At 49.1% G+C, this 15,762-nt stretch carries 13 protein-coding genes and 1 riboswitch; of the genes, 2 read left to right on the top strand and 11 right to left on the bottom strand.

Translation table 11 applies throughout. The annotated features are described in order from the left end of the window. Positions 1-6: 6 nt before the first annotated feature. Together hemW and lepA are read right to left on the bottom strand one after the other, a co-directional pair. Positions 7-1,149: a radical SAM family heme chaperone HemW gene (hemW, locus tag M3630_RS04440; RefSeq protein ID WP_251251356.1), complete on the bottom strand. Its 1,143-nt coding sequence runs from the start codon at positions 1,147-1,149 to the stop codon at positions 7-9. A gap of 235 nt (positions 1,150-1,384) precedes the next feature. Continuing rightward, a complete protein-coding gene (gene lepA / locus M3630_RS04445; protein WP_173611486.1) occupies positions 1,385-3,202 on the bottom strand; it encodes a translation elongation factor 4 in 1,818 nt (605 codons plus the stop codon). 237 nt (positions 3,203-3,439) lie between these two features. Here lepA and M3630_RS04450 point away from each other — a divergent pair, with 237 nt between their 5' ends. Then, positions 3,440-4,318: a GNAT family N-acetyltransferase gene (locus M3630_RS04450; protein ID WP_251251357.1), complete on the top strand. Its 879-nt coding sequence runs from the start codon at positions 3,440-3,442 to the stop codon at positions 4,316-4,318. A gap of 53 nt (positions 4,319-4,371) precedes the next feature. On the opposite strand, the gene M3630_RS04455 is transcribed toward M3630_RS04450, so the two are convergent. From M3630_RS04455 to M3630_RS04495, 9 genes are all read right to left on the bottom strand, one after another. Next, a complete protein-coding gene (locus tag M3630_RS04455) occupies positions 4,372-5,376 on the bottom strand; it encodes a hypothetical protein (RefSeq protein WP_251251358.1) in 1,005 nt (334 codons plus the stop codon). Further along, a complete protein-coding gene (locus tag M3630_RS04460; RefSeq protein ID WP_173611489.1) occupies positions 5,346-5,894 on the bottom strand; it encodes a sigma-70 family RNA polymerase sigma factor in 549 nt (182 codons plus the stop codon). Before M3630_RS04460 ends, M3630_RS04455 begins: the two co-directional genes overlap by 31 nt. 57 nt (positions 5,895-5,951) lie before the next feature. After that, positions 5,952-6,965, bottom strand: a complete 1,014-nt coding sequence (locus M3630_RS04465) for a methyltransferase domain-containing protein (protein ID WP_251251359.1) — start codon at positions 6,963-6,965, stop codon at positions 5,952-5,954. Positions 6,966-6,971: 6 nt separating this feature from the next. Next, a complete protein-coding gene (locus M3630_RS04470; protein WP_251251360.1) occupies positions 6,972-9,146 on the bottom strand; it encodes a CocE/NonD family hydrolase in 2,175 nt (724 codons plus the stop codon). Positions 9,147-9,170: 24 nt separating this feature from the next. Further along, positions 9,171-10,214 carry a dipeptidase gene (locus tag M3630_RS04475; protein WP_251251361.1) on the bottom strand — a complete coding sequence of 348 codons (1,044 nt, stop codon included), beginning with the start codon at positions 10,212-10,214 and terminating at the stop codon, positions 9,171-9,173. Between the two features lie 219 nt (positions 10,215-10,433). After that, the gene (locus M3630_RS04480; protein WP_251251362.1) at positions 10,434-11,246 is read right to left on the bottom strand and encodes a heme ABC transporter ATP-binding protein; all 813 of its coding nucleotides are present in this window, start codon (positions 11,244-11,246) and stop codon (positions 10,434-10,436) included. Beyond that, positions 11,243-12,301 (bottom strand): FecCD family ABC transporter permease, encoded by a 1,059-nt coding sequence (locus M3630_RS04485; RefSeq protein ID WP_251251653.1) that lies wholly within the window; start codon positions 12,299-12,301, stop codon positions 11,243-11,245. The genes M3630_RS04480 and M3630_RS04485 overlap by 4 nt, the downstream gene beginning before the upstream one ends. Before the next feature lie 24 nt (positions 12,302-12,325). Further along, positions 12,326-13,345, bottom strand: a complete 1,020-nt coding sequence (locus tag M3630_RS04490; RefSeq protein WP_251251654.1) for an ABC transporter substrate-binding protein — start codon at positions 13,343-13,345, stop codon at positions 12,326-12,328. Between the two features lie 169 nt (positions 13,346-13,514). Further along, positions 13,515-13,714, bottom strand: a riboswitch (cobalamin riboswitch). Between the two features lie 16 nt (positions 13,715-13,730). Continuing rightward, complete coding sequence (locus M3630_RS04495; RefSeq protein ID WP_232774235.1) at positions 13,731-14,822, bottom strand: M24 family metallopeptidase; 1,092 nt, start codon at positions 14,820-14,822, stop codon at positions 13,731-13,733. 124 nt (positions 14,823-14,946) lie between these two features. Between M3630_RS04495 and M3630_RS04500 the strand changes: the two genes are divergently transcribed. Then, positions 14,947-15,717, top strand: coding sequence for an alpha/beta fold hydrolase (locus M3630_RS04500; RefSeq protein WP_251251655.1), 771 nt, complete (start codon positions 14,947-14,949; stop codon positions 15,715-15,717). The last annotated feature ends 45 nt before the right edge of the window (positions 15,718-15,762 follow it).

Here is a 15,762-nt window from a genome sequence, read left to right on the forward strand (position 1 = left end):
TTATCCTCAACGGAGAAAGCGCGCAAATACCTCATTTCCGAGCGGAAGCCCCTGCTTCGTCAGCTTCAAAAACCCGTCCTGTTCTTCCAGCATTCCTTTGGCTACCTCTTCTTTTATTATTGTCCCAAAAACATCATGAACAGTTGCCCCAAAACGGGAAGCAAACGCCGAAAGATCAACTCCTTCTCTCAACCGCAGTCCCAAAATCATCTGTTCCTCCATGGCATCCTCGCGCGGTACCTCGAATTGTTCTACACGCGGCAGCCCTTCCTTGCACTTCTGCAAGTAAATCGCAAGCGGGCCTGCATTCACGTGTCGGTGACCGCACACATAGCCGTGGGCACCTGCACCCAACCCATAGTATTCACGATTGAGCCAATAGGTTTTATTATGTTTGCTCTCAAAGCCCGGTTTTGCAAAATTGCTGATTTCATACTGCTTGTACCCATGCCGCTCCATCTCTTCTATTAATATCATGTACATCTCGAGCTCCGTCTCTTCAGATGGCAGTGGCAGCTGATCCTTTTGGTAAAGGGTGTGGAACAGCGTGTTCTCCTCCACCTTGAGACTGTACGCGGAGAAATGGGTGGTGCCTAGCCCAAATGCCTTGTCCAATGTTTGACGGAAAATGTCGAGTGTCTGATCCGGCAATCCAAACATCAGGTCGATGCTGAAGTTGTCGAAGCCTACTATTTTCGCATTGTCGATACTGCGGTACACGGCTTCCTGGTCATGGATTCGTCCTAGTCGTTTTAAGAGCGCGTCGTCAAAGGACTGCACACCAAAGCTCAGCCGATTGACACCCAGTTCACGCATGATCCGCAGCTTTTCCACGTCTGTCGTTCCTGGATTCGCTTCCATCGAAAACTCGATATCATCCGCCAAGTACTTGCCCAATTGCTTTTGTACCATTTCCAAAAACGCGCGCATTTGGGCATGATCGAGAAACGTAGGTGTCCCTCCGCCGACAAAAATCGTTTTCACCTGCTCGATCGGCTGCTGACTGAAGGTGATCTCCATTTCGCTTTTCAATGCGTCTAAGTAATCCCAAATGAGCTGCGGATTGTTCGTCACAAATGAGTTGAAGTCACAGTAGTAACATTTATTCGTACAAAAGGGAATGTGAATGTAAACCGATTGTGGCATCATGTCCCTTCCCTCCTAAATTGATAAAATAAAAAGTCAAAAAGTCGGCTTTTCAGCACCGAGAAAATGGCGAGAACCTGAAGAAGGAGGAGCGGAGTGTAGGGGACCTACATGAGCACCGGACTTCGAAGGTGAATGCCAGTTTCGACGCCGAATCAACTTTCTTTTCTACTTCGTGATCAAAAGCCGACTTTTTGACCACCGCTTTTAATGGAAAAGACCTGACACAAGGTCAGGCCTACTTCTTATCATCCATGCGCAATACAGCCATAAATGCTTCTTGCGGTACCTCTACGGAACCAACAGACTTCATGCGCTTCTTTCCTTCTTTTTGCTTTTCGAGCAGCTTACGTTTACGTGAGATGTCCCCGCCGTAACATTTAGCAAGAACGTTTTTACGCAACGCACTGATCGTTTCACGAGCAACAACCTTGTGTCCGATGGTCGCTTGAATCGGCACCTCGAATTGCTGACGCGGAATCAATTCCTTCAGCTTTTCGCAGATGACTTTTCCACGAGGATAAGCCGTGTCTTTGTGAACGATAAACGACAGAGCATCCACCACTTCGCCGTTGAGGAGAATATCCATTTTCACCAGCTTGGATGCTTTGTACCCACCTAGCTCGTAGTCAAAGGATGCGTAGCCTTTTGTACCCGACTTCAGCATGTCAAAGAAATCGTAAACGATCTCCGACAAAGGCATGTCGTACTTCAGCTGCACACGGTTCTCACCCATATACTGCATGTCAAGAAACTCACCGCGTTTACCTTGGCACAACTGCATAACATCACCGACGTATTCTTTCGGTACCATAACAGTCGCCGTAACGTAAGGCTCCTCGACCATTTCGATCTTTTGCGCTTCCGGCATTTTGGACGGGTTGTCGATTTCGAATACTTCGCCGTTCGTTTTGGTAATGCGGTAAATAACGCTCGGCGCTGTCGTAATCAAGTTAATGTTGAATTCCCGTTCGATGCGCTCTTGAATGATCTCCATGTGCAGAAGACCCAAGAAACCGCAACGGAAACCAAAGCCAAGCGCTTGGGAAGTCTCCGGTTCAAACTGCAAGGACGCATCGTTTAGCTGAAGCTTTTCCAATGCATCACGCAGATCGTTGTACTCGTTCGTTTCGATTGGGTACAAACCGCAGAAAACCATCGGGTTGATTTTGCGATAACCTGGTAGCGGTTCAGGTGCAGGGCGATTTGCATCTGTAATGGTATCCCCCACACTGGTGTCTCCCACTGTTTTAATGGAAGCAGCTACGTAGCCTACATCTCCAACGGTTAATTCTTCTACTTGCGTTTGGCGTGGAGTCGATGTACCGATTTCGGTTACCTCGAACGACTTGCCTGTCGCCATCATCTTGATCTTCATACCTTTTTTCAAGGTTCCGTTAATGACACGAATGGAGGCAATAACGCCGCGATACGCATCAAAATAGGAGTCGAAAATCAAAGCTTGGAGAGGTGCATCCGGATCTCCCTCTGGAGCAGGTACTTTTTGCACAACAGCTTCCAGTACTTCCTTAATCCCGATACCCGCTTTGGCAGAAGTCAAAACCGCATCGCTGGCATCCAGACCGATCACGTCCTCAACCTCTTGCTTCACGCGCTCAGGCTCTGCGCTCGGCAGGTCGATCTTGTTAATAACTGGAATGATCTCCAGATTGCTGTCCAACGCTAAATACACGTTAGCCAATGTCTGGGCTTCGATCCCTTGTGCCGCATCCACGACGAGAATAGCCCCTTCACAGGCAGCCAAACTGCGGGATACTTCATACGTAAAGTCGACGTGCCCAGGAGTGTCAATCAGGTGGAGAATGTATTCCTCACCGTCATCTGCTTTATAGTTCAAACGCACGGCATTCAGCTTAATTGTAATCCCGCGCTCTTTTTCCAGCTCCATCGTGTCAAGAAACTGGGCTTCCATCTCACGTGCAGTCAAAGCACCGGTCAGCTCCAAAATGCGGTCTGCCAGCGTCGACTTTCCATGGTCAATGTGGGCGATGATGGAAAAATTTCGTATCCTTTTTTGTCTTTCACGACGATCCATGTGTTGTTCGTTCCCTCCCACGCGAATCCATTCAAACGTTCAGATTGCGCCTCGCAAAAAATACACTAACGGTAATTATAACAAACCGATGATATAAAGAGCAACCAAAGAGAATCAGGCATTTGCCTCCTTTTTCTCGAATCCAAACTTTCCCTGTGATAAAGTGGTAAAAGGTGGCGGAAGCATGAAACGATCTCTTCGGCAACACAGCCGCGAACACAAAGAAAGAAACGGAGAATGATCAAAGTGAACAGCGTTGACTCTGGCTTGCATTCCTTAACGATATCGGATATTCCCGGACTCATTGCCTTATCTGATTCCGTAGGCTGGGATTACGACGAAGCGGAAATTCACACAATTCTGTCTATCGGGACCGTTTTTGGTCACAAAGACGCGAGTGGCACCCTACTTTCATGTGCGGCGATCATCCCGTACGATGACAAGCTTGCGAGCATTGGCATGGTGATTGTCCATCCCTTGTCACAAGGCAAAGGCTATGGTCGCCAGGTCATGAAGGCGTGCATGGCGTCTGTTTCGACCGATACAACCATTATGCTCATTGCAACTCCAGAAGGAGAGCCATTGTACAAAAATCTCGGGTTCCAGACAGTCGATCGTATTCGAAAGTTTATAGCTGAACGCTTTGTACCTAAAGCTCCTCCGCAAAACGAAGCCAATGATGAGTTTGCAATTGTGTCAATGGAGTTGGACGATTTCTCGAGTATGGTTGAATTGGACAAAGCAGCACTGGGTAGTAAACGCTCGCATTTTCTCGAGAAACGCATGAAACAAGCTAGTACCTGTCTGGTAGCCAAAAATCGCTCCGGTAAGGTCATTGGATATGGCTTTGCCGTTCAAGGCCCCGTCAACCTTATCGCTGGACCGATCGTCGCAGAAAATGCCGTCATAGCTGAACACATCCTGTACAAGCTGACACAATATCATACCGGACGCGTACGGATAGACGTACCGGATGAACAAGCAGCGTTTCACGCTTATTTGGAGCAAAACGGCTTCACTCAGGTTTCTCATCCCCCAGTGATGGTTGCAAATGCTAGTAACCTGCCCCGCCGCAATGGGACGTACTGGGCGATAGGTGCTCAAATATACGGATAGATATGAAAAGCGAAAAACGGACCTTTTTTAGGCTAAGGTCCGTTTTGTCATCCTTACTTTGTTTTTGATCGATTGTGAACTTGCTCGAGCACTTTAGGTGGAAACAGTTTTTGCAGGCTGCTCTGGTAGTTGCTGCCTTCCTCGGGCATTTGGAAGTCCGTTACCCGATAGTCATTCCCATTGTAGACGATTTGAAAGACCATCGGTGCACTGAGCGCGGAAGAATTGCTACCCGTTATTTTCACCCAAGCGTATACAATTCGCTTTGCAGCGTCTGGCGCTTCCACTCCCAGTAGCTCAACGTTCATCTCTCGATATTTTCCCAGCCACCCCAACTTATCGCTTTCCGTCTCCAAATACCGCTGAATGATAGACCCGACGAGCTGACGATTCGCAGGTGCTATCCCCTTTTTCACCTCAACAAAAACTTGTCCGAAATGTTTGCCTCCTGATTTTACTTCCAGCTTCCACTTTCCCGGTTCAGGCAACACGATCCCTGAAGGAAAATGACCATCTGCATCGTATAACGGGTCCATGACCTCGTAGCTGCCCAATGACAAACGGGTCCCATCGGTGTTGTAAGCTGCGATCTCTACTTTTTGTGCGTAATCCCCATTCAACAGCCATATCACCCGCTGCGTCTGTCCTTCGTACAAACCGTCCTGATCTGTCATGATCCGGACAGGTTTTTCTCCCAAATAAGAAAAGGACTGATTGTTGTAAGTGGAGGACAAAGAAGGCGACAGCTTCCACAAATCCGCTTCGACGATTTGTCCCCCTGGCAACAGGGAGGGTATACGTGCCTCTTGTTGTGGAGGTATCATCTCATGCTGTGCAGATTGTCTCTCCTCCTGAATGGGGAGCCCCAGCCACAATAGCAAGCCCACCGTCAGTACAATGCCCGGCAAGGCTAGCTTCCTCCGGCCAGTCATCCACCTAGTCCCAGATCTCACCCTCTGCTGTACATGCTCTTCCATCGATGCAGTGAACTGTACATCACGAAAAATGGTCTGATCTGCCCGTTCCTTTAAGCCCGTGAGCCATCGGTTTTCGTCCATTCCCAGTCCCTCCCCTCTCCCATACTCTGCCGTAGTTGCTGTCTGGCCCTATGCAACCGGGTTCTGACTGTTCCTTCCGTTACTCCTAGCACCTCAGCCACCTCTCCGATGGATAAATCCGCATAGTAATGAAGGGCAATCACTTGGCGATAGAGCGGAGGGAGCTGCAACACTTCTGCTACGAGTTGGTCCCTCTCGGCTCGATCGAGAACAAGACTTTCTGTAGAAAGCTCCCCATTCTGTCTCATCCACGAGCGGGGAAGGATATGACGGAACGACCAAGAACGCAAATAACCTTTGCACTCATTAACCGCGATTCGATATAACCACGTGTGCACACTACTCTCCTGCCGAAAGCGAGGAAGATGCCGGTACACCTTAACGAATACATCTTGGGTAATGTCCTCCGCCAAGCTGCGATCCTTGACCAGAAAGGTGACGAGTCGAAGCACACGGGTCCCATATTCCCTCATGATTTGTTCAAACGCAGCATCAGTCGTCTGCTGCAATTTTTCCAAGGGCGCGACCTCCTTCACTCGCTATCATACTGGTTAGATGCAGCTACAAACTTTTTGTTACAAAGTGGAGGAAGAAATTTTTTTCGCCAAAATCGTCCAGCGGGTAGCTCCACCCGGTTTCCCGACAGGTTCAGCGAATGGATATCCCCCATGCTGCCAACGATCCATATCATAGCCCTCGTCCGCTTGACTCGACTCGAAGTCTTGCTTGTGGAAGACATTCTCTTTGCTATAGGTGACGCGAAAGCCTGATCCTTCCAGTAACAGCTCAAGCTCTGTAGGCAAAAGCAACGCCATCTCTCGCTCTACGCGATACCTCGGCTGCTCGATCTGATCAAGAAAAGTCTCATAAGTAAGCGTGTAGCGGAACTTTTGATCCAAGAGCGAGGTTTCACCTTCTACCTTTTGATATACCATACGGTCTGGGAAAACGAATTTGCGTTGCATCGTTGTCCATTGATTTTTTACTGGCGGCAAGAGTAAATCAATTGCCACTGTTCCGTCCTCCATTATGTAATCGTGGATGACCGAAAGCAATTGACGTTGCTTGTCTCTACAGGTGGCCTGCTGAAAAATCCCTTCCGGAAGTAGCGCATGTGTAAATTGCCGATCAAGCTCCAGCTCCCACATATTTTGTTCTACCAGCTCCAGCAGTTCTTCTTTCCCTTTTAACATGCGCCGTTTCTTTTTGGCGGCCATCGCAAGCATATCCGGGCTCCAATCAATCCCGCAGACGGACAAGCCATTCCGTGCCAGCTCAATGGCAATTCTCCCTGTTCCAACCCCCAGCTCCAGCACCGAGACTGAAGATTGCTCCGCTTCCTGCAGCAACCAGTTTCGATAAAAAGCGATGCTAGCCTTCCCGGCAAACTGATCGTAATACGTTGCTTCTACGTTCGTGTACTTCGTTTCAGGAAGCGGCAAGTGCCGTCCTTCCTCATTCATCCCACAATCAGTACACACAGAACCTGCTAAATGTGGAAAAGGCACCCCGGGCGGGACGCCATTTTTCGTATCACCTAGCCACTCGTCGTAACGGAACTTGCATATTCTGCAACTATAAACAGTCATTATGATTTAGATACCTCCTGAAAATTGCTTGCTTCCCCCAGAACGCAAGAGAGGGAGCTTGATATGACTCGGATACTGGCTGTCATGATATATACGTTGCGAGGCAATGACCGTCTCGGTTTCCGTTGCCAGATCGTTGCCTGTATTCGGATTGGGGAACGAGAAGTTCTCGGCACCAGAAGTAACGGAGACGCGAATACGGTGACCTTTTCGGAAGACATTGGCGATCTTGGTCATGCGAATCTCATAGCGTTCGATTTGTTCTGGAACAAGTAGCTCTGGCTCCGCGAATGAGTGTCGGTAGCGTGCACAAATAATCCCGTCCGATAGACGAATCGAATTGCCTTCCTCGTCTACATCACATAGCCGGACCAGCCAATCAGTATCCCGCGCCGAGCTGGATGCGTAGATAATAGCCGAGATTTCTCCCGCGATGACGACTTCCTCTTCCAATGGCTCTGATGTGTAGACAAGTACATCTGCTCGTTCTTCCACATCACGATAGTTTTCCGGAACACTATTTTCATTCTCGGACAAATCCAACAGATACGGTGCTGCGTCTAGCGGATCATAACTGTATGTATCCACCGCTTGTTCATCCGGGATAGACAGGGTCAGTGTTCCATCTCCGCCGCTCGTATTGGCGTTTCCCCCACTGCTCAGATACAGATTCGTCAGCGTCGTCTCCGCTGGCGGCCAAGTCTGCGAGGTCTTCCATTCGTTTTCTCCCACCATGTAGTACTCAACCCGCGGCTCTTGATCGACGCCATTTTCCACTCCTTTTAGATAGCGGTCAAACCACCGTAGCTGCGTTATATCCAGATCGTAGCGGATGGCGTTGTTTCCAAAGGGCACATGATGGATTTCCCGTGTCGTATTCGCCTTGTGATACCATGGCCCCAAGATGAGTCTGGCGTGCTCTGGCACATTTCGGGAGATAACCTCCCATGATTCGCTCGTCCCCATCCCGTTGTCGTCATACCAGCCAGATACCAGGGTAGCAGGCACCTTTACCTGATCCGCATGCCGCTTCCAGTCCGACATGGTCCAGAACTCGTCTCCATTCGGGTGTTCCATCCATTTTGTCCAAAACGGGATTTCTTTCCCCAGCACTTTTTGCGGGATGTCCTTGATCGGACGCACTTTGATGACCTCACTCCAGTCATCTCGGGAAAGAGCCGCGACATTTCGACGCTTCTCAGCCATCATGAAAATCCATGACAGGCCACCAAGAATCGTCCCCCCTTTGCGCGGGATGTCCACATAAGGTGTTCCTACTGTCACGTAGCTGAAAATCGCCTTCAGATGCGGATTTCCGCTTGCGGCCGCAGCCCATTGCACGTACCCCACATAGGAGCCACCGAGCATCCCTACGTTGCCATCTGACCACTCCTGACTCGCGATCCAGTTGAGGCTGTCATCTCCATCATTACGCTCATGAACGAGTGGAATCCACTCTCCTTCGGAATCTTCCCGTCCGCGCGTATCCTGAACAACCAGCGCATATCCACGAGCTACAAAGGGCAAACGGCGAAAAATGCCATCCATCCGTCCATAGGGAGTGCGCATGAAAATTGTTGGAACCCGCTGTCCTTCCCCCAAGCCTGCGGGTAGCCATACCTCGGTAGCCAGCCGAACGCCATCTCTCATCGCTACATCATGCCTACCCAAATGATGTACGCCGTAGTTAACTTCAGACAGCGTAGGGTCTTGCCACATCGTAAGCGGAGTCAAATCCTCCCACCCTGTTTTCACCAATACAACACTATCACCACGACCTGTCAGCACCAACGCGATGACTTCGTTCTCACAAATGATCAAGTCAATTGGCTGCGCTGCTTCGCGCACCGCCCAGACCCAAGCTTGCTTTTGCCCTGTGGGACCTGTTCCTTCGATGGATAGATGGCGTTGGTAGTGCCCTCCACTTCCCGGAAACACGACTGATTCGCTCTCCCAGTCAATTCGCTCCCATTCCGGCAGCTTCTGTGCCAGGGTAAGGAGTGGCAACTCGTAGGTTGCTTCCCCTTCAGCCAGTAGTAAAAATGGACCGTCAACCGTACCACCCGTATCCCAACCTGTGCTCCGATGCCAAACTTCCCCATCCTCAAAGCGTATATCAGCTACCTTGATGCCAGATTGATAATAGCCAAAAAAAGCTTGTTTGTGCCCAGTCTGTGCCACCCGTCATTCCTCCTGTTACCCGATCTACTTCCACACTTGCTGATACACTCTGAGGAAATTGCCACCCAAGATTCCTTCGATCTCTGCATCGGTGTATCTGCGCTTCAATAGCTCACGCGTAATTTCCGGCAGTGACGCATGGCCTTTTACTACGTCAAATGGCATCTCTTTCGTTTTGGCAATCTTGTCCAAGGGCAAATATTTCGTCAAATCATCGCACAGGTCTAAGCCAATACCGATGTACCTTGCTCCGACAAGCTTTTTCATATAGTCAACATGATCAATCAGTCTCTCGATAGTTGAGTCGGCACTGTTAGTCGCTGTAAACATGCTACACGCATTCAACCCGACTAGTCCGTCCTTTTCCGCAATTGCTTTGATCTGTTCATCTGTCAGATTGCGCATTGTCGGCACGATTGTTCGACTGTTGGAGTGAGAAGCGATCACCGGTTTTTCTGCGATCTCCATCACGTCCCAGAACCCTTCGTCATTCAAATGGCTCACATCGATGACGATACCCAGTTTTTCCGCTTCCTCGATAAGACGAACACCGAAATCGGTGATGCCTCCTTTTTTCCCTTCACGAACCGGTGCAAAAAAGCTGCCGTCCCCAGCAAAGTTGCGCCGACTCCAAACCAGCCCCATCATCCGTACTCCGAGCTCATAAAAGACACGCAAGAGACTCAAATCGTTATGCAGCGGCTCTGCCCCTTCCAACGACAGAATGAACGATACTTTATGCTCCGCTCTTGCCCGTTGCAAATCACCCAGATTTTTGACGATGACGATGTGCTCGGGAGACTCTGCCGCCTCTGCATGCAAAGCACTGATCTGATTGAGCGCCTTGCGAAGACTCATCTCTGGTACAAAAGCATCCTCGACGAACACGGCTGCCACAATGGAATGCACGCCACCCTGCTGGAACCGTGGCAAGTACTCCGTCTCGATCATTTTGGTTCGACCATATCCACGCTGAATCTCCACATCCATCAGCAGATCAAAATGCCCATCCAGAACGTGAACACCGTCGTGAAATTTGCGCGCCTGTTCTCTCGTTACTTCCGTCATACGGGTCATCTCCCATCTTGTTCCATGAATTTTCTGATCGAAATAAATTTGGCTATATCCAACAAATTCGCGACGTATTGCACGGCTCCTTTGATCAATAAGAGACCCTTTCATCTAACTGGTGGAAAGATTGAATTTTCTGCCGTCGGCTTAACAAAAAAGGACGCCGACTAGGCATCCCCCTCTTATGAAAATCAACGAAACTCAACTTGCACCCTATTAATTGGCTCCACTCATTACCTTCTGGATAGGTGGCTTGACACGGATCGCTTCCGAGTAGAAATACACATGCTTTTTTCCTGTAATGGGATGGGTCGTCACTTCTGTTTCTACTCCGAAAACATCCCGGATCAGATTGGGTGTCAAGACCTCCTCTGGTGTCCCCGATGTAACGATTTCCCCCTCACAGATTACGTACAGCCGATCACAGTACATCGCTGCGATATTGAGATCATGCAGCGAAGACAAGACCGTAATCCCCAACGTTTTGACGAGATCCATGACCTGCAACTGGTACCGAACATCCAAATGATTCGTCGGCTCATCAAGAACAAGAAACTGCGCTTGCTGCACCAAAGCTCTGGCAATCAGCACTCGCTGCTTCTCCCCACCGGATAAACTGAAAAAGCTGCGATCAGCGTATGTATGCATCCCTACCCGCTGTAGTGCATCTTCACAAATCCGAACGTCGTCCGCGTTATCGGACTGAAATAGTCGCTTATGCGGGGCACGTCCCATATTCACGATTTCGGTCACCGAAAAATCGAATTCGACAGAGGTCTCCTGCCGTACTGCCGCCATTCGCTGAGCGTTTTGGCGTGAGGTTAGCTTGTATACGTCGTCGCCATCGAGTGAGATCCATCCCGAACGCGGCTTCAGTACGCGATAAATGCTTTTTAGCAACGTGGACTTCCCACTGCCATTCGGCCCGATCAGCCCCACAAACTCTCCAGAGCGCACCTCCAGACTGACGTTGTGCAGGATTCCCTTTTTCTCCAGTTCGACCGATATATTCTCAACCTGCAAATTCATCGTCCGCTACCTCCAAAGGAATAAGAACTCCGCAGCATCAACCATATAAAGAATGGACCTCCACACAGTGCTGTCAAAATACCAATCGGCAGCTCTTCCGGTGCAAAGGCAAGCCTGGCAACTACATCAACCCAGATGAGAAAGATCGCGCCAAACAAAGCGCTGACAGGCAGGACACGTCTGTGATCTGATCCAACCATTACACGGACGATGTGGGGCATCATTAATCCGACAAAACCGATTGATCCCGCGATGGACACGATCACCCCCGTGAGCAGTGCCGTGATTACCAGGAGAAGCTTGCGGAATTGTACCGTATTCACCCCCAATGTCCCCGCTGACTCTTCGCCCATCAGCATCGCATTGAGCGAGCGGTATTGGGCCATTAAGACGATGAGACAGATGACGACAATCATTGTAGGGATCGTCAGGTACTCCCATTTCCCGCCAGCCAGACTGCCACTTAACCAAAACAGGACCGTCCCAATTCCATGCTCATTTGGCGCTGAAAAAACAAGCAGACTGGTAATGGCCGACAAGATCGCAGATATCGCAATTCCAGCCATGAGCAGGCGTACCGTCGAGTTTTGTCCACCAATACGGGATAGCGTAAAAATAAGAATGATGGACACAAGGGAGCCTGTAAAAGCGCCAAAGGATAGCGCATACTGCCCGTACATGCTGAATGCTCCAAAAATAATTACAGAGGTAGCGCCAACCGAAGCACCTGAAGATACGCCTAACACATACGGGTCAGCCAGGGAGTTGCGAACCAACGATTGAATCGCTACTCCCACGACAGACAGACCTGCGCCGACGATTGCCCCCAAGAGTACACGAGGAAAGCGAATATCCCAAATAATCGTTTGCTCACCTTTGGACCAATCCACTTCGATCAATTGGGCCAACATCGGAATTTTTGATAAGGCGATTTTCCATACCGTAGTCGGCTTAATCTCTACTGATCCCAGGGTAACTGCGAACGTAATCGAGAGGAAAAGTCCGACCAGTAAAGTAAGGATGATATAAGGTAACTTGATCTGTTGCAGTGCTATTCCCTCCCTTAAAAGGGGCGTACTCTATTTGAATTTATCCGGGTAGAGTCCTTCCGCCAAAATTTTCAGTGCAATCGATGCTCGAACACCTTCAGAAGCTGCGGACAAAGGCAATACCATTAGTCGTTGATTTTTAATCGCAGGGATATCCGCCAATTCTTTTTTACTCAAAAGGAAATTGCGTTTTTGCTCGACGGTTCTGTCCCCGTAATCTACGATAATAATCACGTCTGGATTGCGACTTACTACTTGTTCCCAACTTACCTCTGCCCAACCCTTTTGAATATCGTCAAAAATGTTCTTACCACCTGCATTCTTGATTAAGGATGTCATGTAGTTGTTGGCTGCTGTGAATGGTTTATCTTCCCCGTTGTCGTACACGAACACTTTTAGTGGCTCGTCAATCTTGCCAATTTTACTCATTGTTTGATCCATTTCACTCTTCATTTTATGGATCAAATCATTGGCTTTGTCCTCCACACGGAAAATGCGTCCAATGTTCGTAATGTCCGCAAACACATCGTCGATAGTCGGGCCAGGCATGCTAGATGACGATTGCAGATACGATTTGATGCCGACCTTTTCCAAATCTTGCATCGATCCTACACCCTTTTCGCCGAATCCACTTTTCCATCCGGCGTAGACAAAGTCTGGGTTCGCTGCCAGCAGCACTTCTTTCGTAGGATACTTGTCAGACAGTACCGGAATCTTGTCGTAATCTGCTTTTAACTCAGGAAGGATTTCATCATCCAGGTAAGCAGTTCCGACCATTTTATCAGCAAGGCCCAATGCCAGCATGATTTCGGTGACGTGCTGGTTCAAAGTCACTGCACGCTCAGGTGCTGTTGGATAAGTCATTTCGATACCATTATTGGTTAGTGTTACAGGCTTGCCTTCTGCTGCTGGAGCAGCTGTTTGTTCTGTTTTGGCTGGAGCCTGTGTTGTCGTAGTGGAGCCGCATGCCGAAACCAAAAGCATGGCAGCTGTCATAATACCGAAAGCTAGTCCTTTTATTACTGTATGCGTTTTGTTTGCCTTCATCATCTGTAATCCTCTTTTCTGTTTGGAAATGATGGCTTGAACCAAATCCTCCACAAAAAAGCACCCCCCATTTCAATCGGGAGGTGCATGACAAACGTAGATATAACTATAAGCAGGCATAAAGGCGCCCTTTTATAGACTGCTTCCACATCTGCCCCATCCTCGTGGGTCGATTGTATAGGATCGCATGGCAGGTCTCCTGGCTTACGGATCAACACACCCAGCTACCTTCCCATTTTTTGTCTTCCAAAAAACAGTGGCTATTTGCTAGGCACTCCTCGTTACAGTGGCGGGACCGCGCCGGTTTCTCACCGGACTTCCCTTTTAAGCTGACGGCATATGCCATCCAGCACCATTCGATACGTATTCAATTTTTATGATTTCTTCATTAGTTGATGGAAGTCAGTTTTTTCGGGAACTGCGTGAGTATTTCAACGCCCGTTTCCGTAACCAATACATCGTCTTCAATCCGCACGCCGCCTACACCTGGCAAATAGATGCCCGGCTCGATCGTAAAAACCATCCCTGGTCGAAGCACTTCTTGGTTCTGGCTGTGAACAGACGGATATTCATGTACGTCCATCCCAAGTCCGTGCCCAAGACGGTGCATGAAGTATTCACCGTAGCCTTTTGCAGTGATGACATCGCGAGCGGTTTTATCCAAATGCGCAAAGGTCACACCGGGACGAATCTCAGCAATTGCCGCTTCGTTGGCCGCCAATACCGTCTCGTAAATCTCTTGCAGCTGGGCACTGATCTCGCCTACAGCAAAGGTACGAGTAATATCGGATACATATCCGTTTGCAGCTACTCCGATATCAAACAAAAGCAAGTCGCCTTCTTGCACCTGGCGGGTTCCTGGCTTTCCGTGTGGAAGTGCCGACTTCTCCCCTGCCAATACCATGGACGTAAAGGATGGGCCTTCTGCGCCCAAGCGCTTCATCTGGAATTCCAGCTCAGCTACGATTTCTGTCTCGGTCATGCCTTTCTGAACTTTTTTCAGGGTCTCCCGCAAGGAATCCTCGACCAACTGAACAGCGTGTTTCAGACGATCCACTTCATCCGCGGATTTGATCAAACGCATTTCACGGAGTGGCTCTTCCACGTCCACATAGCTTGACGCCAGAACAACTTGTCCAAGTGCTTCATAGCGCTCGACAGTCATATGACTTTTCTCAATGCCGAGCTTCGCCAAGTTCGCTGGCAACACTTGCTTGAGAATTTCATACGGGTTTTGGATATCCGTATGTGTATGGATATCTTGAACGAACGAAGCTTCTGCCGCTGCTTCACGATCAAGAGCAGGTACAATCAAGGAAGGCTTTCCCTCAGCAGGAATAACAAGACCCATAAAACGTTCATGCGGGTCAGTAAAAAATCCGGTCAAATAGTAGACGTGCTTGGGAGAGGTAATCAACACCGCGTTCAGCTCTTGCTCTGTCAAAAACGTGTGGAGCTTCGAAATGCGCTCTTGAAACAACTTCTTCACCCTGCTTTCACCAATTATTCTATTGCGAGAATACCACTTCCCCATCAAAAAAAGAAGAGTTCAATTGAAAAATCTCCCTTGGATCGGACAACCTATAGGTGGGGTGAAAATGAAAATGGAACAAATACTCGTCCATCAGGATGGCAAACAGTTTGCTTTTCACATATCAGGAAAAGGCCAGCCGTTATTGTGTATCCATGCGCCATGTATCGGCTCTATCAATTTTGTTTATCAGCAAACACTCGCAGATACATATCAGCTCATTGTCCCTGATTTACCCGGACATGGCGACAGTTCTCCGATGGAGAAGCCCTTTTCCATTGGGGAGCTGGCAGAACGGCTCCATAAGCTGATCCCGGCACTCGGCATTGAGCGTCCCTTTATTTTGGGCTACTCCCAAGGTGCCTCTATCGCCCTTGAATATTGTCTTCGCTATCCTGATCATGCACAAGGCGGTATACTCGTGAGCGGGTTTTCCGAAGTGAATGACCTGTATTTACATGGACGATTTTGGATGGCCCAGGCGTTGTCGATGCTTCACGGCGTTCCTCTTCTTGCCCGTTCCATTGCTTCCTCACATGTCGATAACCCAGAAATGCGCGAAAAATGGACGGCACACGCCTCCAAAACAGATCCTACTAGCCTGAAATACCTTTACGCTGCCGGACATCGATATCAATGTACAGAGCGCCTGAGCAACATCCAGCTTCCGATTTTACTTGCCTATGGCGAACGTGATCAACGGATGCACCATTATGCGCAGACGCTTAGCATGAAATTGCCAAAAGCAAGACTCGAAATGATCCCGAACGTAAAGCATCAAGTCATCACGAAAGCTGCTCCTGCTTTCAATCAGTTGTGCCGCACCTTCATGGAAGAAGGATAAACAAGAAAAGACAGAAGGACGGCATCACATTCCCTTCTGTCTTTT

The organism is Brevibacillus sp. MER 51 (assembly GCF_023714195.1).
GTDB lineage: Bacteria > Bacillota > Bacilli > Brevibacillales > Brevibacillaceae > Brevibacillus.

Coding starts and splice junctions, on each gene's coding strand:
- M3630_RS04455 (WP_251251358.1), bottom strand. CDS start 5,376: ATGGACGAAAACCGATGGCTCACGGGCTTAAAGGAACGGGCAGATCAG.
- M3630_RS04480 (WP_251251362.1), bottom strand. CDS start 11,246: ATGAATTTGCAGGTTGAGAATATATCGGTCGAACTGGAGAAAAAGGGA.
- M3630_RS04475 (WP_251251361.1), bottom strand. CDS start 10,214: ATGACGGAAGTAACGAGAGAACAGGCGCGCAAATTTCACGACGGTGTT.
- M3630_RS04490 (WP_251251654.1), bottom strand. CDS start 13,345: ATGATGAAGGCAAACAAAACGCATACAGTAATAAAAGGACTAGCTTTC.
- M3630_RS04450 (WP_251251357.1), top strand. CDS start 3,440: ATGATCAAAGTGAACAGCGTTGACTCTGGCTTGCATTCCTTAACGATA.
- M3630_RS04465 (WP_251251359.1), bottom strand. CDS start 6,965: ATGACTGTTTATAGTTGCAGAATATGCAAGTTCCGTTACGACGAGTGG.
- lepA (WP_173611486.1), bottom strand. CDS start 3,202: ATGGATCGTCGTGAAAGACAAAAAAGGATACGAAATTTTTCCATCATC.
- hemW (WP_251251356.1), bottom strand. CDS start 1,149: ATGATGCCACAATCGGTTTACATTCACATTCCCTTTTGTACGAATAAA.
- M3630_RS04500 (WP_251251655.1), top strand. CDS start 14,947: ATGGAACAAATACTCGTCCATCAGGATGGCAAACAGTTTGCTTTTCAC.